At 69.5% G+C, this 22839-nt stretch carries 20 protein-coding genes; 13 read left to right on the top strand and 7 right to left on the bottom strand.

Annotated features, from left to right (window positions below; translation table 11 throughout):
• Window positions 1-76 precede the first annotated feature (76 nt).
• The gene (locus ACFT9I_RS19665; RefSeq protein WP_382565844.1) at window positions 77-514 is read right to left on the bottom strand and encodes an ATP-binding protein; all 438 of its coding nucleotides are present in this window, start codon (window positions 512-514) and stop codon (window positions 77-79) included.
• A gap of 209 nt (window positions 515-723) precedes the next feature.
• Here ACFT9I_RS19665 and ACFT9I_RS19670 point away from each other — a divergent pair, with 209 nt between their 5' ends.
• The 7 genes from ACFT9I_RS19670 (at window position 724) to ACFT9I_RS19700 (ending at window position 11657) form a co-directional block, all read left to right on the top strand.
• Window positions 724-2091, top strand: a complete 1368-nt coding sequence (locus tag ACFT9I_RS19670) for a helix-turn-helix transcriptional regulator (protein ID WP_382565846.1) — start codon at window positions 724-726, stop codon at window positions 2089-2091.
• A gap of 13 nt (window positions 2092-2104) precedes the next feature.
• A complete protein-coding gene (locus ACFT9I_RS19675) occupies window positions 2105-2461 on the top strand; it encodes a hypothetical protein (RefSeq protein WP_382565847.1) in 357 nt (118 codons plus the stop codon).
• 94 nt (window positions 2462-2555) lie between these two features.
• Window positions 2556-4601, top strand: a complete 2046-nt coding sequence (locus ACFT9I_RS19680) for a thioredoxin domain-containing protein (protein WP_382565849.1) — start codon at window positions 2556-2558, stop codon at window positions 4599-4601.
• A gap of 228 nt (window positions 4602-4829) precedes the next feature.
• Window positions 4830-6149 (top strand): glycosyltransferase, encoded by a 1320-nt coding sequence (locus ACFT9I_RS19685; protein ID WP_382565851.1) that lies wholly within the window; start codon window positions 4830-4832, stop codon window positions 6147-6149.
• Window positions 6146-7939, top strand: coding sequence for an ArnT family glycosyltransferase (locus ACFT9I_RS19690; RefSeq protein ID WP_382565853.1), 1794 nt, complete (start codon window positions 6146-6148; stop codon window positions 7937-7939). The genes ACFT9I_RS19685 and ACFT9I_RS19690 overlap by 4 nt, the downstream gene beginning before the upstream one ends.
• Complete coding sequence (locus ACFT9I_RS19695; protein ID WP_382565855.1) at window positions 7936-9186, top strand: glycosyltransferase; 1251 nt, start codon at window positions 7936-7938, stop codon at window positions 9184-9186. The genes ACFT9I_RS19690 and ACFT9I_RS19695 overlap by 4 nt, the downstream gene beginning before the upstream one ends.
• 68 nt (window positions 9187-9254) lie before the next feature.
• A complete protein-coding gene (locus ACFT9I_RS19700; protein ID WP_382565999.1) occupies window positions 9255-11657 on the top strand; it encodes a galactose oxidase-like domain-containing protein in 2403 nt (800 codons plus the stop codon).
• A gap of 104 nt (window positions 11658-11761) precedes the next feature.
• Here the strand turns inward: ACFT9I_RS19700 and ACFT9I_RS19705 are convergent, their stop codons facing one another.
• The gene (locus ACFT9I_RS19705) at window positions 11762-12424 is read right to left on the bottom strand and encodes a TetR/AcrR family transcriptional regulator (protein ID WP_382565857.1); all 663 of its coding nucleotides are present in this window, start codon (window positions 12422-12424) and stop codon (window positions 11762-11764) included.
• 31 nt (window positions 12425-12455) lie between these two features.
• Window positions 12456-13079 (bottom strand): hemolysin III family protein, encoded by a 624-nt coding sequence (locus tag ACFT9I_RS19710; protein WP_382566001.1) that lies wholly within the window; start codon window positions 13077-13079, stop codon window positions 12456-12458.
• Between the two features lie 373 nt (window positions 13080-13452).
• Between ACFT9I_RS19710 and ACFT9I_RS19715 the strand changes: the two genes are divergently transcribed.
• From ACFT9I_RS19715 to ACFT9I_RS19725, 3 genes are all read left to right on the top strand, one after another.
• Window positions 13453-15279, top strand: a complete 1827-nt coding sequence (locus ACFT9I_RS19715) for a phosphoenolpyruvate carboxykinase (GTP) (RefSeq protein ID WP_382566002.1) — start codon at window positions 13453-13455, stop codon at window positions 15277-15279.
• A gap of 100 nt (window positions 15280-15379) precedes the next feature.
• Entirely contained in the window at window positions 15380-15991 is a 612-nt protein-coding gene (locus ACFT9I_RS19720; RefSeq protein WP_382565859.1) for a hypothetical protein, read from the top strand.
• A gap of 38 nt (window positions 15992-16029) precedes the next feature.
• Complete coding sequence (locus tag ACFT9I_RS19725) at window positions 16030-16308, top strand: SMI1/KNR4 family protein (RefSeq protein ID WP_382565860.1); 279 nt, start codon at window positions 16030-16032, stop codon at window positions 16306-16308.
• Between the two features lie 160 nt (window positions 16309-16468).
• On the opposite strand, the gene ACFT9I_RS19730 is transcribed toward ACFT9I_RS19725, so the two are convergent.
• On the bottom strand, window positions 16469-17026 hold the full coding sequence (locus tag ACFT9I_RS19730; protein ID WP_382565862.1) for a GNAT family N-acetyltransferase: 558 nt from the start codon (window positions 17024-17026) through the stop codon (window positions 16469-16471).
• Window positions 17027-17120: 94 nt separating this feature from the next.
• On the opposite strand from ACFT9I_RS19730, the gene ACFT9I_RS19735 reads away from it, so the two are divergent.
• Both ACFT9I_RS19735 and ACFT9I_RS19740 read left to right on the top strand, forming a co-directional pair.
• Window positions 17121-17483 carry an iron chaperone gene (locus ACFT9I_RS19735; RefSeq protein ID WP_382565865.1) on the top strand — a complete coding sequence of 121 codons (363 nt, stop codon included), beginning with the start codon at window positions 17121-17123 and terminating at the stop codon, window positions 17481-17483.
• A gap of 103 nt (window positions 17484-17586) precedes the next feature.
• The gene (locus ACFT9I_RS19740) at window positions 17587-18393 is read left to right on the top strand and encodes a nucleotidyltransferase (protein WP_382565867.1); all 807 of its coding nucleotides are present in this window, start codon (window positions 17587-17589) and stop codon (window positions 18391-18393) included.
• A 2-nt stretch (window positions 18394-18395) separates the two neighbouring features.
• Here ACFT9I_RS19740 and ACFT9I_RS19745 read toward each other — a convergent pair whose 3' ends face one another.
• Together ACFT9I_RS19745 and ACFT9I_RS19750 are read right to left on the bottom strand one after the other, a co-directional pair.
• Window positions 18396-18800, bottom strand: a complete 405-nt coding sequence (locus tag ACFT9I_RS19745) for a hypothetical protein (RefSeq protein WP_382565869.1) — start codon at window positions 18798-18800, stop codon at window positions 18396-18398.
• Window positions 18801-18880: 80 nt separating this feature from the next.
• Window positions 18881-20092, bottom strand: coding sequence for a pyridoxal phosphate-dependent aminotransferase (locus ACFT9I_RS19750; RefSeq protein WP_382565870.1), 1212 nt, complete (start codon window positions 20090-20092; stop codon window positions 18881-18883).
• Between the two features lie 206 nt (window positions 20093-20298).
• On the opposite strand from ACFT9I_RS19750, the gene ACFT9I_RS19755 reads away from it, so the two are divergent.
• Entirely contained in the window at window positions 20299-21957 is a 1659-nt protein-coding gene (locus ACFT9I_RS19755; RefSeq protein ID WP_382565872.1) for a choice-of-anchor I family protein, read from the top strand.
• A 4-nt stretch (window positions 21958-21961) separates the two neighbouring features.
• Here the strand turns inward: ACFT9I_RS19755 and ACFT9I_RS19760 are convergent, their stop codons facing one another.
• A complete protein-coding gene (locus tag ACFT9I_RS19760; protein ID WP_382565874.1) occupies window positions 21962-22822 on the bottom strand; it encodes a helix-turn-helix domain-containing protein in 861 nt (286 codons plus the stop codon).
• Window positions 22823-22839 lie beyond the last annotated feature (17 nt).

Below are 22839 nucleotides of genomic sequence, written 5' to 3' on the forward strand. Positions count from 1 at the left end.
TCAGATCATGGCGTTGCCGAGCAGGGGATTCTGCAAGGAGCCGGCACGCGGTCGAGCGCACGCGGCGGGTCGGGTATCAGGCGTTGCGCGCGTGCTCGTCCCCGATCGGGGCGGGTGTGAGGGAAAGCTCCGCCCAGACGGTCTTGCCGGGCCCGTGCCGGTCCTTGACCCCCCAGCTGTCGGCCAGAGCCTCTACGAGTACGAGCCCCCTGCCCCCGGACTCCTCCCACCCCGGCTCCCGCCTCTCCGGCCGCTCCACAGCCGCGTCGTGCACCTCGATCCGCAGACTGTCCGCCATCCGCACATACCGGGTCTCGATCTCCCGCCCCGGCGAAACACGGGCATGCCGACCGGCGTTCGTCAGCAACTCGGAGAGAACCAGCACGGCGGACTCCTCCAGCCGGGACAGTCCCCACCGCGCGAGCGCCTTCCGCAACTCCCACCGGGCCAGGCCCACACAACGCGGATGCCGACTCCACCGAAGCGTCACCGCGTCACCCCGGTCGATATCCATCAGGCCATCTCCATCAGCAGACGGGCCAGTGCAGGGCCCTGAGCCGCCCCTTGATGAGGTTCCAGCTGCTCCGCCCGCATCACTCTGTGGTGCGTAACCATGGGGGACTTCCCTATCTGCCGTCCGTTTTGTGCGTGCCCCCAGACAAGCCGCACCGGTTAATCCGAACCAGAGCGAACGCAGCGCATTCATCAGGCATACTCGGAGCAATGGCCGCTCTGGCCTGGGAACTTCTCTCCGAACAGAGCCAAGGGGCAGGTATGGGACCGCGTCACGACCTGAAGCGGCGCCGAAAGGCGCTCGGCTACAGTCAGGAAGAGTTCGCCTTGGCCGTTGGCGTTGCCACATCAACCATTGGCCGCTGGGAGCGAGGAGAGATCGCTCCCCGCGACTACATCCGCCCGAGACTGTCCAGGCTGCTGCAAGTGACTCTGGCTGAGCTGGACACCTTCTTGACTGTGAACAGACTCGTCTACGCCGCAGGGCCGGCCCGGCGAGGCTCTCATGGGGCCGCAGTCAGTTACGCGGCATCCGACGACTACTTAGGTACCGGTGATCTCGACGCGATGATTCGGCGTGATTTTCTGCGAGTGTTGACCATCATCGGGACGTTCTTGACGCTTCCTGTTGGGAACGACGCTGTCGCCGCAGACCACCCCGGAGAAGCACCCGCCACTGACAACCTCGCCACCTATGGCGCGATGAACTCGCGTCTGTGGCAGCTTTTCTCGCTCTCGAATTCCAAGCAGGCCGCCCTGCCGCTCGTTCGAGATCAGCTGAACAGCGTGGCAGAAAGCCTAAATCAGGTACGAAGCGGCCGAGAGCGTCAACAGCTCTGCTCGGCTGCCGGTGACCTCTTCCAGTTGGCGGGAGAAGTCTTCTTCGATGCCAACAAGTACATGGACGCAGCCCAGTGTTACACCCTTGCGGGCAGTGCCAGCCGCGAGGCAAGAAGCCCGGATCTCTGGGCATGCGCGCTTACCAGGCACGCCTTTGTGAGCATCTACGAGCGTCGGTTCCAGGACGCGGTCCCACTGCTCACAGCGGCGGCACGGCTCGCCGAACACGGTGACAGCCAACTGTCCACTCGCTACTGGGTAGCGGCCGTACAGGCCGAAGCGTTCGCGGGACTTGGCGAGTTGAACGCGTGCCAGCACGCTCTGGATCGGGCCGAGGAGGTCCACGCCCTCACTGGCACTGTGCACAACGGGGGTTGGCTACGCTTCGACGGCTCGCGACTCGCTGAAGAGAGGGGGACGTGCTACGTGGTGCTCGGCCGACCGGACTTGGCGGAACGAGCCCTGACCAATGCCCTCGGTCAGTCATTGTCCCCCCGCCGTCAGAGCGGTGTACTTACCGACCTCGCAGCCCTCGGCGTCCAGAAGCGAGACGTTGACCAGCTTCTGAGCTATGCGTCCAGGGCGCTGAACCTCGCCTCACAGACAAAGTCGGGCTACATGGTGCGCAAGCTGGACGGTCTCCAGGGACAACTGTCACCTATGCGTTCCGACAAGCGCGTCTCGGATCTGAGCGACCAGATCTCGGCACTTACGTCCGTCAACTGGCCGACTAGCTGAAATGGAAAGTACCTTGACCGAAGAACAGGGACGCATCTTTCGTGAAGCCTGGATCACGGGCGTGAAGACGCACTTCCTCGGTGAGCCCAAGCCCGGCTACATCACTCCCTGGGACGACACTCCCCAGTGGGAACGGCAGGCGGCGGCAGCCGTGTGCGCTCAGGTGCGGGAGTTCGTCAGGGTCAGCGACGGCAGCACGGCGAAGCTCACCCGCGAGCAGAAGAGCCGGTTCGTCGCCACCTGCTGGATCGCTCAGATCCACAAGCACATCGAAACGCCCAAGCCCGGCTACGTGGCCGACTGGTCGGACCTTCCCGCCTGGCAGCAGGAGACGGACGCCGACATCTTCGAAGCCATCGAGGCCACCTGACCGGCTCCGCACCCGGAAGACGTCCCGACGCGCCAATGGGCGAGGGCCGGGGTGTGCGCGCCGGGGCTTGGCTCGTGTGCGTCAGGATGGGGGGATGGCGAACCGACTGTCCCATGAGACGTCCCCCTACCTCCTCCAGCACGCCGACAATCCGGTCGACTGGTGGCCCTGGTCGGCCGAGGCGTTCGAGGAGGCGCGTAGGCGCGATGTGCCCGTGCTGCTCAGCGTCGGGTACAGCAGTTGCCACTGGTGCCATGTCATGGCCCACGAGTCCTTCGAGAACGAGGCGACCGCGGCGTACCTCAACGAGCACTTCGTCAGCGTCAAGGTCGACCGCGAGGAGCGGCCGGACGTCGATGCCGTCTATATGGAGGCCGTGCAGGCGGCGACGGGGCAGGGCGGGTGGCCGATGACCGTCTTTCTCAACGCCGACGGGGAGCCGTTCTACTTCGGTACGTACTTCCCGCCCGCGCCCCGCAACGGCATGCCGTCCTTCCGGCAGGTGCTCGAAGGCGTCAACTCCGCCTGGACCGAACGGCGTGAGGAGGTCGGCGAGGTCGCCGGGCGGATCGTGGCGGAGTTGGCGGGGCGGTCGCTCGCGCACGGGGGCGAGGGCACTCCCGGTGAGGAGGAGCTGGCCCAGGCGCTGCTCGGGCTGACGCGGGACTACGACGAGAAGTACGGCGGGTTCGGCGGCGCGCCCAAGTTCCCGGCGAGCATGGTCGTGGAGTTCCTGCTGCGCCACCACGCCCGTACGGGGTCCGAGGGCGCGCTCCAGATGGCGTCCGACACGTGCGAGGCGATGGCGCGCGGCGGGATCTACGACCAGCTCGGCGGCGGGTTCGCCCGTTACTCGGTGGACCGCGAGTGGGTGGTCCCGCACTTCGAGAAGATGCTCTACGACAACGCGTTGCTGTGCCGTACGTACGCGCGGCTGTGGCGCGCCACCGGGTCCGACCTGGCGCGCCGCGTGGCGCTGGAGACCGCCGACTTCATGGTGCGTGAACTGCGCACCGCCGAGGGCGGGTTCGCCTCGGCGCTGGACGCGGACAGCGACGACGGGTCGGGCAAGCACGTCGAGGGCGCGTACTACGCGTGGACGCCCGCGCAGCTCACCGACGTACTCGGCGAGGCCGACGCGGAGTTCGCCGCCCGGTACTACGGCGTGACCGAGGAAGGCACCTTCGAGAAGGGCGCCTCCGTCCTTCAACTCCCGCAGGGCGAGGGCGTGGTGGACGCCGCCCGGGTCGAGTCCGTGCGGCAGCGGCTGTTCGCGGCCCGGGACACCCGGCCGCGCCCGGAGCGGGACGACAAGGTCGTCGCCGCCTGGAACGGTCTCGCGATCGCCGCGCTCGCCGAGACCGGCGCGTACTTCGAACGGCCGGATCTCGTCGAACGCGCGACCGAGGCCGCGGACCTGCTGGTGCGGGTGCACATGGATGAGACGGTGCGCCTGGCCCGTACCTCCAAGGACGGCCGCGTCGGCGCCAACGCCGGTGTGCTGGAGGACTACGGCGACGTCGCCGAGGGCTTCCTCGCGCTGGCCTCGGTGACCGGCGAGGGCGTGTGGCTGGACTTCGCCGGCTTCCTCCTCGACACCGTCCTGACTCAGTTCGTCGGCGAGGGCGGGGCGCTGTACGACACGGCGCACGACGCCGAGCCGCTGATCCGCAGGCCCCAGGACCCGACCGACAACGCCACGCCGTCCGGCTGGACTTCGGCGGCCGGCGCGCTCCTGAGTTACGCCGCCCACACCGGCTCGGAGTCCCACCGCACCGCCGCCGAGGGCGCTCTCGGCGTCGTCAAGGCGCTCGGACCGCGGGCGCCGCGCTTCATCGGCTGGGGGCTCGCCGTCGCCGAGGCGCTGCTCGACGGGCCGCGCGAGGTCGCCGTGGTGGGGCCACGCGGCGACGCGGCGACCGCCGAGCTGCACCGTACGGCGCTGCTGGGCACCGCGCCCGGAGCCGTCGTCGCGGTGGGAGAAGGTCAACTCCCGGACGACGAAGCCGAGTTCCCCCTGCTCGCCGGGCGCCCGCTGGTCGACGGGCGGGCCGCCGCCTACGTCTGCCGTGCCTTCGTCTGCTCCGCCCCCACGACCGAAGTCGACGCCCTGAAGCAGCAGTTGACCGTACGTACGTAGCAACCGCCGCCCCCGCAAGCACAGTTCCGGCCGCCTGTGAAGCATGCAAAATCGGACTTAAATAGAGAGTTCATCGAATTGGGCCCTCTGTCGTCACACTTCCCCCCTATCTTCATCACGAAGGACACGCAACAAGTGCGCATGGGGGGCATGCGTACAGGGTGAAACCGGGGGGACCGGCGGCCAGGGGGGCCTTGCCGCGGTTCACCCTTGGCCGAGGGGGGCCATGTGGTCACGTCCGTATTCATCGCTGCCATTTCGCTGGCGCTGTTCTGGATGGCAGCGTTCACGTTGTGGTGGCAGATGCACGCCTGGCGTACGCCGGAGACGCTGGCGGCGACACGATTCGACCGGCCCGACGGGGGGCCGGCACGCTCGTTCTCGCTGCTCCTGCCCGCCCGTCATGAACAGGCGGTTCTTGAGCACACGATCGAGCGGCTGCTGCAGTCCAGCCACACCCGTTTCGAGATCATCGTCATCGTCGGGCACGACGACCCCGAGACCGCGGAGGTCGCCGAACGGGCCGCCGCCCGCGATCCCGCCCGGGTCCGTGTCGTCGTCGACACCCACCTCTCGAAGAACAAGCCCAAGGCGCTGAACACGGCGCTGCCCTACTGCACCGGCGAGGTGGTCGGGGTCTTCGACGCCGAGGACCAGGTCCACCCGGAACTGCTCACCCATGTCGACCACGCCTTCCGCTCCACCGGCGCGGACGTCGTGCAGGGCGGCGTCCAGCTGATCAACTTCCACTCCAGCTGGTACAGCTTGCGCAACTGCCTGGAGTACTTCTTCTGGTTCCGCAGCCGGCTGCACCTGCACGCCCAGAAGGGCTTCATCCCGCTGGGCGGCAACACCGTCTTCGTGCGGACCGACGTGCTGCGCGACGCGGGCGGCTGGGACCCGGACTGCCTCGCCGAGGACTGCGACCTGGGCGTACGGCTCTCCAGCATCGGCAAGAAGGTCGTCGTCGCGTACGACTCCGACATGGTCACCCGCGAGGAGACGCCCGGCTCACTGGTGTCGCTGCTGAAGCAGCGCACCCGCTGGAACCAGGGCTTCCTCCAGGTATACCGGAAGAACGACTGGCGCCAACTGGCCACGCGAGGCCAGCGGTTGCTCGCCCGCTACACGCTGATGACACCCTTCTTCCAGGCCATCACCGGCGTCGTCATCCCACTCAACGTGGCCATCGCGCTCTTCCTCGACGTGCCCGTCGGGATCGCCTTCATCACCTTCCTGCCGGCCGTCACCGCGCTGGTCACCTTCGTGTTCGAGCTGGTCGGACTGCACGACTTCGGCAGGCAGTACGGACTCAAGGTCCGCTTCACGCACTACCTCAAGCTCGTCGTCGGCGGCCCCTTCTACCAGGTGCTCCTCGCCGGCGCGGCCGTCCGTGCCGTGTGGCGCGAGCAGCGTGGGCGCCGTGACTGGGAGCTGACCAGTCATGTCGGCGCGCATCTCACCGGAGAGAGCCGCGAGGCCCACGAGGCCCGCGAGGCCCACGAGACCCGAGAGACCCGAGAGACCCGAGAGGACGTCCACGCGTGACCTCGACCCTCCCCGTGGAGGCGACGGAGACGGCCACCGGCCGGACCACCGACATCGCCCCCGCGAAGCTCAGTCCTGCCCCGGAGCCGCCAAGTCCTCCGACGTCCCCGAGTCTCCCGAGGCCGGTCGCCGGTGATGTCCAACGGCGGCTCGACAAGCGGCAGTTGCTGATACGACCCGTCGTACGCTTCCGCACCTCACGCGCCGATCTGCTCCTCTGCGCGGCCCTGCTCCTGGTGATCATGGCCGTCCAGGGCTGGAACATCCAGCACTACCCGACCCTCAGCGACGACGAGGGCACCTATCTCGCCCAGGCATGGGCCGTCCAGCAGGGCGACGGACTCGCCCACTACACCTACTGGTACGACCACCCGCCGCTCGGCTGGATCCAGATAGCCGCGCTCACCTGGCTGCCGTCGCTGATCGCGCCCGAATCGATGACCGTCGGCGCGATGCGCTTCGCGATGCTGCTGGTCAGCGCGGCCAGCGCCGTACTGCTCTACGTACTCGCCCGGCGGCTTTGGCTGCCGCGCTGGGCCGCCGGACTCGCGATGGGGCTGTTCGGGCTCTCCCCGCTCTCGGTCGTGCTGCAACGGGAGATCTTCCTCGACAACATCGCCGTGATGTGGATGCTCCTCGCCTTCTGCCTCGCGGCGTCGCCCAACCGGCATCTGTGGCACCACTTCGCCGCCGGACTCGCCGCCGCCGTCGGAGTGCTGACCAAAGAGACGATGCTCATCGTGCTGCCCGCCGTACTGGTGACGATGTGGCGCAACGGGCACCCCGACACCCGTAAGTTCGCGGTCACCGGAGCCATCACCGCCTGCGCGGTCATCGGCCTCTCGTATCCCCTCTTCGCCCTGCTGAAGGGCGAGTTGCTGCCCGGCGGCGGGCATGTGTCGCTGTGGGACGGCGTCACGTACCAGATGAGCAGGCCCGGCTCCGGCTTCATACTCGATGCCGGGTCCGGCTCGCACGGCGTGCTCCAGTCCTGGCTCTACTACGACAAGGTCCTGCTGCTCGGGGGCATGGCCGGTGCGCTCTGGCTGCTCCTGACCATCCGCTGGTCCGTCACCGCACGGGCACTCGCCGGGCCGGCGCTGGCCGTCGCGATCCTGACCGCCATGGCGCTGCGGCCCTCCGGCTACCTCCCGGCGATGTACGTCATCCAGGGGCTGCCGTTCCTGGCCCTGATGCTGGCGGGCGGCGCGGCCAGCGTCGCGCACGCGCTGCTGCGCAGAGGACGCCGGCCGGACGAACCACGGGGGCTGACCGTCGTACGGTGGACGGCGGTGGTCGCGCTGGTGGCGGCCTCCGCCGCGTACGTCGCACCCCGCTGGTACGACGGCAACCGCACCGCCCTGACCGCCGACGCCAACGCCCCTTACCGGGCGGCCACTTCATGGATGAAGACCGAGGTGCCCGACCCGGCCGGCACCCGCGTCCTCGTGGACGACGCCATGTGGCTCGACCTGGTGCACGCCGGATATCAGCCGGGGCTCGGCGCCATCTGGTTCTACAAGGTCGACCTCGACCCCGCCGTGACGAAGACGCTGCCCGGCGGCTGGCGCGACATCGACTACGTCGTGGCGTCCCCGACCGTCCGCCGCGACGCCGCTGACCTGCCGAGAGTGCGCGACGCGCTCAACCATTCCAAGGCCGTGGCCGTCTTCGGGGACGGCGAGGACCGGATCGAGATCCGGCGGATCGTGAACAGCGCGGGAGCGGCGGAAACCGCAGGAGCAACGGAAATCGCTGATGCCAAGGAAACCACGGGAGGCGAACGATGAGCATTCTTCCTGTCCCTCCCCGAGGGACCGGCGAACTCGGCGACGCGGAGCTGGAGTCGACGGCCGTGGCCGAGCCCGGCGCCGTCACCGTCATCATCCCGACCTTCAACGAGGCGGCGAACGTAAGGGAGTTGCTGCGTCAGCTGACGGAGTCCGTACCGTCCAGGCTGCCGTGCGAGGTCCTGTTCGTGGACGACTCCACGGACGGCACCCCGGAGGCGATCGCCGAGGCGGCGCAGGACTGCCCGTTCCCCGTCGCCGTCATCCACCGGGACGAACCGGTCGGCGGCCTCGGCGGCGCGGTCGTCGAAGGACTGCGTGCCGCGGGGTCCGAATGGATCGTCGTCATGGACGCCGACCTCCAGCATCCCCCGTCCCTGGTACCGGAGTTGGTCGCCGCCGGTGAGCGGTCGACCGCCGATCTCGTCGTCGCCAGCCGGTACGTCGACGGCGGCAGCAGGGCCGGACTCGCCGGCGGCTACCGCGTCGCCGTCTCCCGCTCAGCCACGTGGCTGACCAAGGGCCTGTTCCCACGTCGGCTGCGCGGTATCAGCGACCCGATGAGCGGCTTCTTCGCCATCCGGCGCAGCGCGGTCACGGCGGACGCGCTGCGCCCGCTGGGCTACAAGATCCTGCTGGAGCTGGCCGTACGGTGCCGGCCGCAGCAGGTCGCGGAGGTGCCGTTCGTCTTCCGCGACCGGTTCGCGGGCGAGTCCAAGTCGACGGCCAGGGAAGGGATGCGGTTCCTGCGGCATCTCGTCGAGCTGCGTACGGCGTCGCCGCTGGCCCGGATGGTGGCCTTCGGGCTGATCGGGCTCACCGGCTTCGTACCGAATCTGCTGGCGCTGTACGGGCTGACGGGCGCCGGGATGCACTATCTGCCGGCCGAAATCGTCGCCAACCAGTTCGGGGTGGCGTGGAACTTCGTCCTCATCGAGCTGCTGCTGTTCCGCGGCCGGCGGGCCCACCGGCACTGGGCGGACCGGGTGGGGCGCTTCGTGGTGCTCGCCAACGCCGATCTGCTGCTGCGGATACCGCTGATCGCGCTGTTCGTGGGGGAGTTCGGGATGGGGGTCATGCCCGCGACGGTGCTGGCGATGCTCGCGACGTTCGTGCTGCGGTTCGCGGGGACCGAGACGCTGGTGTATCTGCCGAAGGGGAGATGGGGGCGGGCACAGGGCCGCGCCGCCGAATCCCCGGTCGCTGCAGCGACCCCTTCGGCACGGAGCGGGAGGACGAGCCGGTGACCCCGTTCCGCAGACCACCGGCCCGGCGCAGCCGTCGTACCAGCCCTCGTACCAGTCGCCGTACCGCGCTGCTCGCCGTCACGGCGCTCACCGCCGGGCTGCTGCTCAGCGTCGGCGTCCAGCAACCCGCCACCGCCGGCCCCAACCTCGTCAAGAACCCCGGCTTCGAGACCCCCGGCGCCGGGGGCGGCGCCGCGATGCCGGACTGCTGGTCGCAGTCCGGCTGGGGCGACAACGACTTCACCTTCACCACCGTCGCCGACACGCACAGCGGCACCAAGGCGCTCAAGGTCGAGCTGACCCGGCGGGTCGACGGCGACCGCAAGGCGCTGGTCACCGAGTCGGCGGCGTGCGCCCCCGCCGTACAGCCGACGAAGCAGTACGACCTCTCCCTCTGGTACAAGTCGACGACCCCGGACGCGGCGATCACCCTCTTCCGGCACGACACGACGGCCGGCTGGCAGTACTGGACCGACCTCAAGTCCCTTGATCTGAGCGCCGGTTACCAGCGCGCGGAGGTCCGTACCCCCGTCGTACCGCCCGGCACCGACCGGATCAGCTGGGGCGTCTCCGTCTTCGGTACCGGCAGCGCCACCACCGACGACTACGGCATGGAGGAGGTCGCCGTCCCGCCGCCCGACCCGGAGTGCACGGGCACCGCCGCCGACTGCGCCGACGGCCGCTGGGAGGTGCTGGAGACGGAGAACCCGGTGCGTTCCATGCACTCGGTGGTCCTCAACAACGGCAAGGTGCTGCTGATCGCCGGGTCCGGCAACGACCCGGAGCAGTTCGAGGCCGGGACCTTCACCTCGGCGGTGTACGACCCCGAGGACGGGACGTACGAGACGATCCCCACGCCCGACGACATGTTCTGCTCGGGGCATGTCCAACTGTCCGACGGCCGCGTGCTGGTGATGAGCGGCAACAAGGGCTATCCGTCGGCGGACGGCACCGTCGGGTACCAGGGTTACAAGGACTCGTACATCTTCGACCCGGCCACCGAGACGTACAGCAGGACCAACGACATGAACGACGGGCACTGGTATCCGTCCGCCACGATCATGGGCAACGGCGACGTGCTGTCCTTCGGCGGGCTGCGCGAGGACTCGTCGGGCTCGGTGACCGCCGACCGGTGGTCTGCCGCCGAGGAGAAGTGGCTGCCGCTCGGACAGGTCAACCAGACCTGGTCGTACTGGGGCCTGTACCCGGCGATGGTGCTGATGCAGGACGGCCGCCTCTTCTACACGGGCAGCCACACCTTCGGCAACGGCACGCCCGGCACCGGCGCCTCGATCTACGACTACGACGCCAACACGATCACGGACGTGCCCGGCCTGCGGAACAAGGACGAGCGCGACCAGTCGGCGAGCGTGCTGCTGCCCCCCGCCCAGGACCAGAAGGTGCTGACCATCGGCGGCGGGAACATCAACTCCAACCCGGACGCGAACCGGCTCACCGACATCATCGACCTCAAGGAGCCGAACCCCCAGTACCGGGCCGGACCACCGCTGCCGCAGGGCACCGTGGACCTGGGCGCCCCCGGCGGGCCACAGCCGCAGACCGGCGGCCAGGGCAAGATGTACGGCTCCGCGGTGCTGCTGCCGGACGGCAAGGTGCTGGAGACCGGCGGCGGGCTGCACAACCGGGCCAACCCGGTCTTCTCGACCTCGGTCTTCGACCCGGTGACGGAGACGTACGACAAGGTGGCCACCGACCCGGAGGCGCGCGGCTACCACTCGTCGGCGTTCCTGCTCCCCGACGGCCGGGTGATGACGACGGGCGACAACCCGGGCAACGGCTCCTGGAACCACCAGGTGTCGCTCTACACACCGCCGTATCTCTTCAAGGGGCCGCGGCCGGAGATCACTTCGCTGATCGACCCGGAGTGGAACTACGGCGACACGCAGCGGATCACGGTCGACCGGCCCATCGCCAAGGCCGAGTTGATCCGGCCGGCGGCGGTGACGCACTCGTCGGACCCCAACCAGCGTTTCGTGGACCTGCCGTTGACGGTCGACGGGAACACCGTCGACCTGAATGTGACGGGCAATCCGAACATCGCGCCGCCGGGGTGGTACATGCTCTTCGCGGTCGACGCGAACGGGGTGCCGTCGGTGGCCGAGTGGGTGAAGCTGGGCGGCCCGGCGGCGCTGGCGGACAAGTCGGCCGACACGCACGGCGCCCATGTCCAGGACTTCGCGGGCGAGTTGGGGAAGCCGGCCAAGAAGCCCGCGAAGAAGCGGAGTTCGGCGCCGGTGAGCCCGCAGATCTCGGGCTGTGACCGGCACTACGGCTCGGCGAACGTGTGCGTGCCGACGGTCTTCCCGGAGACGGTGAAGGCGACGAAGCAGAAGACGGTGACGCGGGCGCGCTGCGACTGGCTCGCGGCCAACGGCTACGGGGCGTTGAAGGTCAACGGGAAGGACGATCCGCTGCGGCTGGACCCGGACGGGGACGGAAGGGCCTGTTAGACGCGAGGGCCTGTCAGGGGATGTCCGGGCGGGGAGGCAGGGAGTGTCCGGGCGGGGAGGCAGGGAGTGTCCGGGCGGGGAGGCAGGGAGTGTCCGGGCAGGCCCTACAGCGCGAGACCGCCCTTGAGCGTGTCGAGCGCGCGGTCGATGAGCACGGCCAGATCGTCCTTCTGGTCGTGCTCGGCCCAGTAGATCGTCACCTCGCGCAGCGCCGCGATCACCGAGGCGGTGAAGACCCGCACCTCCAGGTCGCCCTCCTCGCGCCCCGTACGGTCCGCGACCGCGCGGGACAGCAGGAGTGAGGTCTCCGCCATCGTCTCGGTCATCCTGGCCCGTACGGCGGGGATCTCCAGCATCAGCCTGCTGCGCTGGGCCATCTCCGCGGGCTGATCGGCGAGGATCGCCGCGGCGGCCTGCGTCAGCACGGACCGCAGTGACTCCAGCGGCGGTTCGCCGGCCGGGCGGGCGCGGATCGCCGCATCCATGACGGGGTCGAACTCGTCGGTGAGGACGATGTCTTCCTTCGTCGGGAAGTAGCGGAAGACCGTGGACATGGAGACCTCGGCCGCCGCCGCGATCTGCTCGACCGTGGCCGCCTCGTAGCCCTGATCGGCGATGAGCCGGTACGTCGCTTCGCGGATCGCGACGCGGGTCTTGAGCTTCTTGCGCTCGCGCAGGCCCAGTCGGGGCGGCTGCTGCGCGTTGTCGTCGGCGTCCGCGTCGGCGCGGGCGTCGTCGGCGGAGGGGGGAGTTGCGGAGGCGGCCATACCGCTTATTGTCGGGCATCCGCGGGCGCGCTCAGTTGTGCTTGTACGCCACCAGTGAGATCCCGACGTAATGCACGACGAACGCGGCGAGCGTGAGCGAGTGGAAGACCTCGTGGAAGCCGAACCACCGCGGTGACGGGTTGGGGCGCTTGAGCCCGTAGATCACACCGCCCGCGCTGTAGAGCAGCCCGCCGACGACGATCAGGACGAGGACGACGATCCCGCCCGTACGCAGGAAGTCCGGCAGGAAGAAGACGGCGGCCCAGCCCATCGCGATGTAGCAGGGGGTGTAGAGCCAGCGCGGCGCGCCGACCCAGAAGACCCGGAACGCGATACCGCCCGCAGCCGCGATCCAGACCGCCCACAGCAGCGTCCGGCCGGTCGAGTCGGGCAGCAGCAGCACCGTCAGCGGGGTGTAGGTGCCCGCGATGATCAGGAAGATATTGGCGTGATCGAGCCGGCGCAGCACGGCCTCGCCCCGCGGGCCCCAATTGCCGCGGTGGTAGACGCCGCTGACGCCGAAGAGGAGACAGGCCGTGGCGACGAAGATCGCGCAGGCGACCCGCGCCTCGGTGGACTCGGCCAGTGCGATCAGCGCGACTCCCGCGATCACGACGGCCGGGAACATCCCCATGTGCAGCCAGCCGCGCATCATCGGCTTGGCCGGGGTCGGCAGCTGGATCTCGGTCGGTCCCCCTTCGGGTTGTCGAGGGTTCGCGAGCGAGTCGGACGCGGGAGAAGTCATGCGCTCATGCTACCTACGGGACCGTAGGTTCCGGATAGGTATGGCTGCTTAAGGCGGTCCGCGCACCGGCAGGGGACAGGTGGGAGTGGCGATGCTCACGTGTGCGGCCCTCTGGACAGATGGGCGCGGGGGTCGGATGATCAAATGAGTGCGGTCGGCACCGGATGAGCGATAACGAAGCGTCCGGGTCGCAGCCCCCACGGGGCATACACCTACAAACCCTCATCAAGGAGTAACCGTGGCGCGCGACGCAGAGGTTTCCAGCGGAGACCCCCTCAATCCCGTGGCTCCCACCGCCCCGACCGGCCACCAGGAGTTGGTGACCTGGGTCGACGAGATCGCGGCTCTCACGCAGCCGGACCGGGTGATCTGGTGCGACGGCTCGGAGGCCGAGTACGAGCGCCTGTGCGGGGAGCTCGTGGCGAAGGGCACGTTCACGAAGCTCGACCCGATCAAGCGCCCCAACTCGTACTACGCGGCCTCCGACCCCACCGACGTGGCGCGTGTCGAGGACCGTACGTTCATCTGCTCCGAGAAGGAGGAGGACGCGGGCCCCACGAACAAGTGGAAGGCCCCGGCGGAGATGCGCGACATCTTCACCGGCGAGCAGGGTGTCTTCCGCGGCTCGATGCGCGGCAGGACCATGTACGTCGTCCCGTTCTGCATGGGCCCGGTCGGCTCGCCGCTCTCCGCGATCGGCGTCGAGATCACCGACTCCGCGTACGTCGCGGCCTCCATGCGCACCATGACCCGCATGGGACAGCACGTCCTCGACGAACTCGGCGACGACGGCTTCTTCGTCAAGGCCGTCCACACGCTGGGCGCGCCGCTCGCCCCCGGCGAGGCCGACGTGCCGTGGCCGTGCAACACCACCAAGTACATCTCGCACTTCCCCGAGGACCGCGAGATCTGGTCGTACGGCTCCGGATACGGCGGCAACGCGCTGCTGGGCAAGAAGTGTTACGCGCTGCGCATCGCCTCCGTCATGGCGCGCGACGAGGGCTGGCTCGCCGAGCACATGCTGATCCTCAAGCTCACCCCGCCGCGCGGCGAGGCCGAGGCCCCGACGTATCTCGCCGCCGCCTTCCCTTCGGCCTGCGGCAAGACCAACCTCGCGATGCTGGAGCCCACCATCTCCGGCTGGACCGTCGAGACGATCGGCGACGACATCGCGTGGATGCGGTTCGGCGAGGACGGCAGGCTGTACGCGATCAACCCGGAGGCGGGCTTCTTCGGCGTCGCGCCCGGCACCGGTGAGCACACCAACGCCAATGCCATGAAGACGATGTGGGGCAACTCCGTCTTCACGAACGTCGCGCTCACCGACGACGGCGACGTGTGGTGGGAGGGCATGACCGAGGAGCCGCCCGCGCACCTCACGGACTGGAAGGGCAACGACTGGACCCCGGAGTCCGGGACCCCGGCCGCCCACCCCAACGCCCGCTTCACCGTGCCGGCCGGCCAGTGCCCGATCATCGCGCCCGAATGGGAGGACCCCAAGGGCGTCCCGATCTCGGCGATCCTCTTCGGCGGGCGGCGGGCCTCCGCCGTACCGCTGGTGACGGAGTCGTTCAACTGGCAGCACGGCGTCTTCCTCGGCGCGAACGTCGCCTCCGAGAAGACCGCGGCAGCCGAGGGCAAGGTGGGCGAGCTGCGCCGCGACCCCTTCGCGATGCTGCCGTTCTGCGGCTACAACATGGGCGACTACATGGCCCACTGGGTCAAGATCGGCGCCACGGCGGCGGCTCGTGGTGAGGAGTCCAAGCTCCCGAAGATCTACTACGTCAACTGGTTCCGCAAGAACGAGGCGGGCAAGTTCGTCTGGCCCGGCTTCGGCGAGAACGGCCGCGTACTGAAGTGGATCGTGGAGCGCCTGGAGGGCAAGGGCGAGGGCGTCGACTCCCCGATCGGCATCCTCCCGGCGAAGGGCGCCCTGGACACGACCGGCCTCGACCTCTCGGACGCGGACCTCGACTTCCTGCTCACGGTCGACAAGGAGGTCTGGCGCGAGGAGGCATCCCTGGTCCCGGCCCACCTGAACACCTTCGGCACGCACACGCCGCCGGAACTGTGGGCGGAGTACGAGGCGTTGGTGGCCCGCCTGTCCTGACCCTCCGCCCCCCTGACCACCCTCCGAGAACAGCCCCCGGAGCCCATCCCTCACGGCTCCGGGGGCCTCGGTGTGCGTGCCGCGCCCTACACTGACCGGCGTGGTGAACCTGATGATCTACGCGGGTGAGGCCGACCCCCGGTCGCCGTCACTCCGCACCGGCGGCCTCCCGCTCGTACCGGACGGATTCACCTGGCCGAAGTGCCGCGAGTGCGCGGGCGCCATGCGGTTCCTCGCCCATCTGCCGCTCGAAGCAGGCGTGGTGGCGGTCTTCATGTGCCAGAACGACCCGGGCATGTGCGACGACTGGAACGCGACGGCCGGCGCGAACCGCGCGTACCTCTTCGACACGGAGCCACTCGCCCTGACCCCGGCCTCGCCGCCGCCCGACAGCGAAACGCTCCTCGGCGCGGTCACCGCGATCAGCCCCAGACAACTGGACACCCCCGACTACGGCAAGGCGATCGGCACCTTCACGGCCACCACCGGCGGCTCGGGCCAGGAGATTCTGGGCCAGCTCGGCGGCGTACCGCTCTGGATCCAGAACGACGAGACACCCCACTGCCCCGCCTGCGCCACCCCGATGAACTTCGCGGCCCAACTCGAAGAGGGCTACGACCACAAGACCTCGGCCAACTTCGGCGGCGGCGGCGCGGGTTACGTCTTCACGTGCGCGCCCTGCCACGAGGCCGCGTTCCTGTGGCAGTGCTGATGCCCCGCCGGCCGGATCCGCCCTGCTGGAACCGCCTCATGAGCCCGACCGACGACCAAATCGCCGCAGCACAGCGCCACTTCGCACTCCGCTTCCCCCAGGACTACCTCGACTTCCTGGCCACGAGGGGAGCCATGAGCGAGTTCGTTCCCCCTGCCGACGACTTCCTGATGATCTACTCACCGGCGGAACTGATCGACATCAACGAGGCCGGGGAGTTCCAGAAGCGCTTCCCCGGTGCCGTCGTCATCGGCGGCGACGGCAGCCGCGAACTGCTCGCCTACGACTTCCGCCAGGACCCTCCCCTCCTCCGCTGATCACGCTCGACGTCTCCGCGGGGGACTGGTCGTCCGCGATCCACCAGGCGGCGTCCTTCTCCGCGCTGTTGGAGCAGTTCCCCGAGACCGGCTGGAAGTGGGACGACTCCGACGACGACGCCGACGACTCCGATGCCACGCCGGACCCTGGCTGACAACCTCACACTTCCCTCATCGGGTGCAGTTCGGCGAACTCGCCGGCCAGCATGCCCATCATGACGAGATCGTGGTGCCGACCGGCGAAGAACACGTGATCGCGGAGGCGACCCTCCTCTACGAAACCGAGCCGACGGTGCAAGGCCAGCGACGCCTCGTTGTGCGCGAAGACCCGCGCGCCGCACTTGTGAAAACGCCGCTCGGCGAACATGAAGCGCAGCAGCATCACCACCGCCTCCGCCGCGTAGCCCTTGCGCCGATGTCCGGCGCCCATCGTGACGCCGTACTCGAACCAGCCCGCACGCGGATCGGCCTGACGCGAACCGATCGCACCGACTGTCTCGCCCGTGTCGACGGCTTCGATCACCAACCCGAAGCAGTCGCCGTCGGACTTGGCGGCGGCCTGTTCCCTGGCCCAGGCACGGAAGCTCTCGGCGGACCGGGGCGGGTTCAGCAGGTCTCCCAGCCGCTCCTCGTCCTCTGCGAAGCGCATGAAAGCGGTCCAGTCGTCGGGCTCGACAGCGCGTAGACGTACCCGTTCACCGGTCCAGAAGGATGTCATCCCGTACTCGATCACGCCGCAACGCACCAGGAACAGGCTCTAGGTGCCCTTCGAGATGTTGATAGGGGCTCCGAATCCGGCATAACCTCACGAAATGCGGAGCGAGGCGAGCGATGTCGACGGCTACCTGACCGAGGTCCCTCAGGGACGCACGGTCGTGCTGGCCCAGGTGCGGCAGCTGTGCCGAGAGGAGTTGGTGGGCTTCGACGAGGTCATGGCGTACGGGATGCCCGCGTACGAGCGGGACGGCGCGTGCGAGATCGCGTTCGCCAGCCAGAAGCAGTACATCGCCTTCTACCTCATGCGCGGTGACGTTCGTGAGGCGTTCGAGGAACGGCTCGCCGGGCAGGACATGGGTAAGGGCTGCCTGCGGTTCCGTAGGCCGGAGAGCATCGACTTCGGCCTGTTGCGGGATCTGCTCAGGGCCACCGCGGCCCGGCGCGGCAAGATCTGCTGACGCCGATGGGGGCCGGGGTGCCGGGGTGCCGGGTGCCGCCCGAGATGAGCCCGCGACGCGGAACGCGGTCGCCGCCGACACCTGTTCGCGGCACAGTGACCCCATGAGCGGACGAGGGCTGGACCCCGACGGGACGATCGCACGCGAAGGCGCCCTGGACCGGGTCCAGCCGGCGTTCGTCCCCGTCGTCGACTCGGCCCGCGCCCGCATCGCCGAGACGTTCGGCGGCGCCCGCCTGCACAGTGCGTACCTCTACGGGAGCGTCCCGCGCGGCACCGCCACCCCCGGGGTCTCCGACCTCGACGTTCAGCTCGCCCTCCACGACGAGCCGACCGAGGCAGACCGCACCGACGCCGATGCGATCGAGGCCGCTCTCGACCGTGCGTTCCCCCAGATCGACGGCGTCGGGATCCTGCTCACCAGCGCAACTGGTCTGCTCAGCGACCTCGAACGTCACGATGCCGGGTTCTTCATCGCCTGCCTCTGCACCCCGCTGCTCGGCGACGACCTCGCGAAGCGACTGCCCCGCTACCGTCCCACCGCCCTGCTCGCCCGCGAGACGAACGGCGACCTCGCCCGCGTACTTCCACGCTGGCGTACGAAGTTCGCCGAAGCCGCCACGGACGCCGATCGCAGAACGCTCAGCCGACTCGTGGCCCGCCGCACCGTCCGCACCGGATTCACCCTGGTCATGCCCGGCTGGGGCGGCTGGACCAGTGACCTGGAGGAGTCGGCCGAACTCTTCGGCCGCTACTACCCCGAACGCGCCACCCAGATGCGCACCGCGGCCTCCACCGGCCGCGCGCCTTCGGCCGACCGGGCGGTACTCGGGATGCTCATCGACGACCTGGGCCCGTGGCTGGCGGCGGAGTACACAACGGTGCACGGAGAGAAGGCGCCGCGTCCCTGACGTCAGCGCGTGGCCGCTGCCAGCGGCTCGGCCGGCTCGTTCTCCGGGGTTCGGAGCGCCGCCGTGTGGGCGTCCATGCGTTCCGCCGCGAGGATTGCCGCCGCCGTGTCCGCTCGGGAGGCCGCGACCACCAGTGCTCGGCCCGCCAGGGCCAGCGCGCGGCGGTGCAGGGTTGCGGGGGAGTCGGGGGCCGGGGTGGAGCTACGGGCCGGTGGGGTGCCGCGTAGGCGGGTGACCTGGTGGGCGATCAGGGTCGCCGCCTGGTCGAGGCCGAGGTCGTCGGTGACGGCCAGCAGTGCCGCGAGGTGGCCGGCGAGCTGGATGTCCAGCTCCTCCTCGCGCGTGCGGTGGGGGAAGTCGGCGTCGGCCATCGAGTGGACCGACTTGGTGCGGATCGGCTCGTACATGGGGATGGTCTCCTGGCGTCGTCAGGAGACCACCCTACATTGGAATCAGTCTAAAGTTGAGTCGTGTCGAGCTTCTGGTTCTACGGCTGCGAGTAGCCGTCCAGGAAGTTCCCGATCCGGGTCACCGCGTCCGCCAGCTCCCGGGCCGCCGGGAGTGTCACGATGCGGAAGTGGTCGGGCTCCGGCCAGTTGAAGCCCGTCCCGTGCACGACCATGATCTTCTCGCGCTGGAGCAGGTCGAGGACCATCTGCCGGTCGTCCTTGATCTTGTAGACCTTCGGATCGAGCCGCGGGAAGAGATACAGCGCGCCCTTCGGCTTCACGCACGTGACGCCCGGGATCTGCGTCAGCAGGTCGTACGCCGTGTTCCGCTGCTCCAGGATGCGTCCGCCCGGCAGGACGAGGTCGTCGATCGACTGCCGGCCGCCCAGCGCCGTCGCCACCGCGTGCTGCGACGGCATGTTGGCGCACAGCCGCATGTTGGCCAGGATCGTCAGGCCCTCGATGTAGGACGTCGCGTGCTTCTTCGGGCCGCAGACCGCCAGCCAGCCGGAGCGGAAGCCGGCGACGCGGTAGTTCTTCGACAGGCCGTTGAAGGTGAGGGTCAGCAGGTCGGGCGCGATGGCGGCGGTCGGGGTGTGGGTCGCACCGTCGTAGAGGATCCGGTCGTAGATCTCGTCCGAGCAGACGATCAGGCTGTGCCTGCGGGCGATCTCCGTGAGGCCGCGCAGCATCTCGTCGCTGTAGACAGCGCCGGTCGGGTTGTTCGGGTTGATGATCACGATCGCCTTGGTGCGGTCGGTGATCTTGCGCTCGACGTCGGCCAGGTCCGGCATCCACTCCGCCTGCTCGTCGCAGCGGTAGTGCACGGCGGTCCCGCCGGCCAGGGACACGGACGCGGTCCAGAGCGGATAGTCCGGCGCCGGTACGAGGACCTCGTCGCCGTCGTCGAGCAGTGCCTGCATCGACATCTGGATCAGCTCGGACACGCCGTTGCCGAGGTAGATGTCCTCGACGTCCAGCTCGATGTCCTTGGTCTGGTAGTGCTGCATCACCGCGCGCCGTGCGGAGAGCAGACCCTTCGCGTCGCCGTAGCCGTGCGCGTCGCCGAGGTTGCGGAGGACGTCCTCCAGGATCTCGGGCGGGCATTCGAAGCCGAAGGCCGCCGGGTTCCCGGTGTTGAGCTTGAGGATGCGGTGGCCTGCTGCCTCCAGCCGCATCGCCTCGTCGAGGACGGGACCCCGGATCTCGTAACAGACATTGGCGAGCTTGGTTGACTGGATGACCTGCATGACGGCGAGCTTACGACCGGGTTTCGCGAGGCGCCTGGTGTTTTTGACCACGTCGGTCCGGAGTGTGAGACGGGGAGGGTGGGGGCACGCCCGATGGGACGCCCGGCGGGCCGCCCGGCAGGCCCGCATTTTGTTGAGGCAGTGTTCACCTGGGAGGCACGATCAGTTCACCCGGGCAGCGGGGGTTCACACAACGCTGGGCGCTCATGAAGAAGCGCAGCACACTCCTCGCCCTGGCCACCGTCACGGTCATGGCCGCCACCACCGCACTGCTGCCGTCGGCGCAGGCCACCGGCTCGCACGGCTCGCACGGAAAGCCCGGCCACGGCGACAGCCACGGCGGCACGCTCGACCTCACCCTCCTCGGCCGCTACGAGAGCGGCAAGTACGACGAGGGCGGCGCGGAGATCACCGCGTACGACGCCCGGACCCGCCGGGTCTTCACGATCAACGCGCAGGCCGGCACCGTCGACATCCTCGACATCCGGAACCCCGCCGAGCCCCGTAAGACCGGCCAGCTGGCCACGCCCGGCGCCAACAGCGTCAGCATCCACGACGGCCTGGTCGCCGTCGCCCAGCAGGCCGAGGCCAAGACCGACCGGGGCACCGTCTCGTTCTTCCGCGCCTCCGACGGCCGCAAGCTGAAAGAGGTACGCGTCGGCGCCCTGCCCGACATGGTGACGTTCACCCCGGAGGGTGACCGCGTCGTCGTCGCGAACGAGGGCGAGCCCGACTCGTACTGCCCGCCCGGCGGCGAGGAGCCCGCCGGCACCGACCCCGTCGGCTCGATCAGCGTGATCGACCTGGACCGGGGCCGCAGCGGCGACCTGCGCCGCGCCACCGCCCGTACCGCCGGTTTCGAGAAGTGGGACCGCAAGAAGAAGGAGCTGACCCGGGACGGCGTACTGATCTACGGCCCGAACGCCTCCGTCAGCCAGGACATCGAGCCCGAGTACGTGGCGGTGTCCGAGGACGGCCGCACCGCCTGGGTCACCCTCCAGGAGAACAACGCGCTCGCGCTCGTCGACCTGCGCCGCGCCGAGGTCGAGAAGATCGTCCCGCTCGGCGAGAAGGACCACTCCAGGCCCGGCAACGGCCTGGACGCCTCCGACAAGGACGGCGTGAACATCCGTACCTGGCCGGTCAAGGGCCTCTACAAGCCCGACGGGATCCACGCCTTCACCGCGCGCGGCGGCTCCTCGCGCGGCGAGTACACCGTCAGCGCCAACGAGGGCGACGCCCGCGACTGGGACTGCTTCGCCGAGGAGGTACGGGTCAAGGACGTCGAGCTGAACCCGAAGGCGTTCCCGGACGCCGCCGCGCTCCAGAAGGACGACGCGCTCGGCCGCCTCAACATCACCAGCACCTCACCGCGTGACAGCCAGGGCCGGGTCACCGAGCTGAACTCGCTGGGCGGTCGCTCCATCTCCGTACGCGACGAGCGCGGCCGGCTCGTCTGGGACTCCGGGGACGACCTGGAGCAGCTGACGGCGAAGGCGTTCCCGGAGAACTTCAACACCGACAACGCCGAGAACGACCCCGACAGCCGCAGCGACAGCAAGGGCCCCGAGCCGGAGGGCATCACCACGGGATCGGTGCGCGGTACGACGTACGCCTTCGTCGGCCTGGAGCGGCCCGGCGGCGTCGCGGCGTACGACCTGAGCGACCCGCGCCGCCCGAAGGCCGCCGGATACGTCAACTCCCGCGATTTCGACGGCGATCCGGAGGCCGGTACGGCGGGGGACCTGGGTCCGGAGGGCGTGCTGTTCGTCCCGGCGAAGGACAGCCCGACGGGTGAGGCGCTGCTGGTGGTCGGCAACGAGGTGAGCGGTACGACGTCGATCTACCGGGTCGGCAGGGCGTAAGGGATCACCCGGCGACCGCGCGCAGCGCGCCCGGCCTGCGGCCCGCGAGCGTGTCGAGCGCCGTGGCCGTGGCGTCGTCGGCCGGCAGGTGTACGACGAGGCGGCACCCCTGCCCGTCGGGCAGCTCCAGCGTCTCGTCCGCCAGCCGAAGCTCGCCCGCACCGGGGTGCGTCAGCCGATGCACCCCGGTGTGCTCGGGCGCCCGCAGGGGCAGCTCCCAGCGCTCGGTGAACTCGGGGCCCGCCAGCAGGGTCAGCTCCTCGACCAGCGCGAGCAGATGCGGGTCGTCGGGCAGGGAGTCGTTCCTGACGCGGGCGATCTGCTCGTCCGCGGCGCGCTCCCACTGCGGATACGCGGCGCGGGCCCGGGGATCGGTGAACAGGAACCGCGGCAGGCTCGGCACGGGCGCGTCGAGCAGACCGACGGGGCCGAAGAGGCGTTCGTAACCGCCGGTGCGGGCGACGACCTCGCCCAGCCGGTTCAGCAACACGGCCGGTGCGGGCTCCAGTTGGTCGAGCAGGGCGCGCAGCGTGGGCCGCACCTCCCGGTCCGGCGGACGGGTGGCGCCGAGGCAGAGTTTGATCGAGCCGTTTGTCATCTTGAAGGCGTGCATCAGCTCGCCGCGCGCCTCGACGGACAGCCGCAGCGCGTCGGCGAGCGCGGCCAGGATCTGCGGGGACGGGTGACGGTCCCGGCCCTGCTCCAGCCGGGCGAGGTATTCGACGCTGATCCCGGCGAGCATGGCCAGCTCGGACCTGCGCAGCCCGGGTGTACGCCGGCGGCTGCCGGCCGGGAGCCCCACATCGGCGGGGGTGACGCTCTCGCGTCGCGTCCGGAGGAACCGGCCAAGCTCGCTGTCACTCACACCAGGCAATGTACGCC

Source organism: Streptomyces sp. NPDC057137 (genome assembly GCF_042670825.1).
Classification (GTDB): Bacteria; Actinomycetota; Actinomycetes; order Streptomycetales; family Streptomycetaceae; genus Streptomyces.

Excerpts from the sequence above, each read along its gene's own strand:
- ACFT9I_RS19665 (WP_382565844.1), bottom strand. The coding sequence starts at position 514 with ATGGATATCGACCGGGGTGACGCGGTGACGCTTCGGTGGAGTCGGCAT.
- ACFT9I_RS19670 (WP_382565846.1), top strand. The coding sequence starts at position 724 with ATGGCCGCTCTGGCCTGGGAACTTCTCTCCGAACAGAGCCAAGGGGCA.
- ACFT9I_RS19680 (WP_382565849.1), top strand. The coding sequence starts at position 2,556 with ATGGCGAACCGACTGTCCCATGAGACGTCCCCCTACCTCCTCCAGCAC.
- ACFT9I_RS19695 (WP_382565855.1), top strand. The coding sequence starts at position 7,936 with ATGAGCATTCTTCCTGTCCCTCCCCGAGGGACCGGCGAACTCGGCGAC.
- ACFT9I_RS19705 (WP_382565857.1), bottom strand. The coding sequence starts at position 12,424 with ATGGCCGCCTCCGCAACTCCCCCCTCCGCCGACGACGCCCGCGCCGAC.
- ACFT9I_RS19710 (WP_382566001.1), bottom strand. The coding sequence starts at position 13,079 with ATGATGCGCGGCTGGCTGCACATGGGGATGTTCCCGGCCGTCGTGATC.
- ACFT9I_RS19725 (WP_382565860.1), top strand. The coding sequence starts at position 16,030 with ATGAGCCCGACCGACGACCAAATCGCCGCAGCACAGCGCCACTTCGCA.
- ACFT9I_RS19730 (WP_382565862.1), bottom strand. The coding sequence starts at position 17,026 with ATGACATCCTTCTGGACCGGTGAACGGGTACGTCTACGCGCTGTCGAG.
- ACFT9I_RS19735 (WP_382565865.1), top strand. The coding sequence starts at position 17,121 with ATGCGGAGCGAGGCGAGCGATGTCGACGGCTACCTGACCGAGGTCCCT.
- ACFT9I_RS19740 (WP_382565867.1), top strand. The coding sequence starts at position 17,587 with ATGAGCGGACGAGGGCTGGACCCCGACGGGACGATCGCACGCGAAGGC.
- ACFT9I_RS19745 (WP_382565869.1), bottom strand. The coding sequence starts at position 18,800 with ATGTACGAGCCGATCCGCACCAAGTCGGTCCACTCGATGGCCGACGCC.
- ACFT9I_RS19750 (WP_382565870.1), bottom strand. The coding sequence starts at position 20,092 with ATGCAGGTCATCCAGTCAACCAAGCTCGCCAATGTCTGTTACGAGATC.
- ACFT9I_RS19755 (WP_382565872.1), top strand. The coding sequence starts at position 20,299 with ATGAAGAAGCGCAGCACACTCCTCGCCCTGGCCACCGTCACGGTCATG.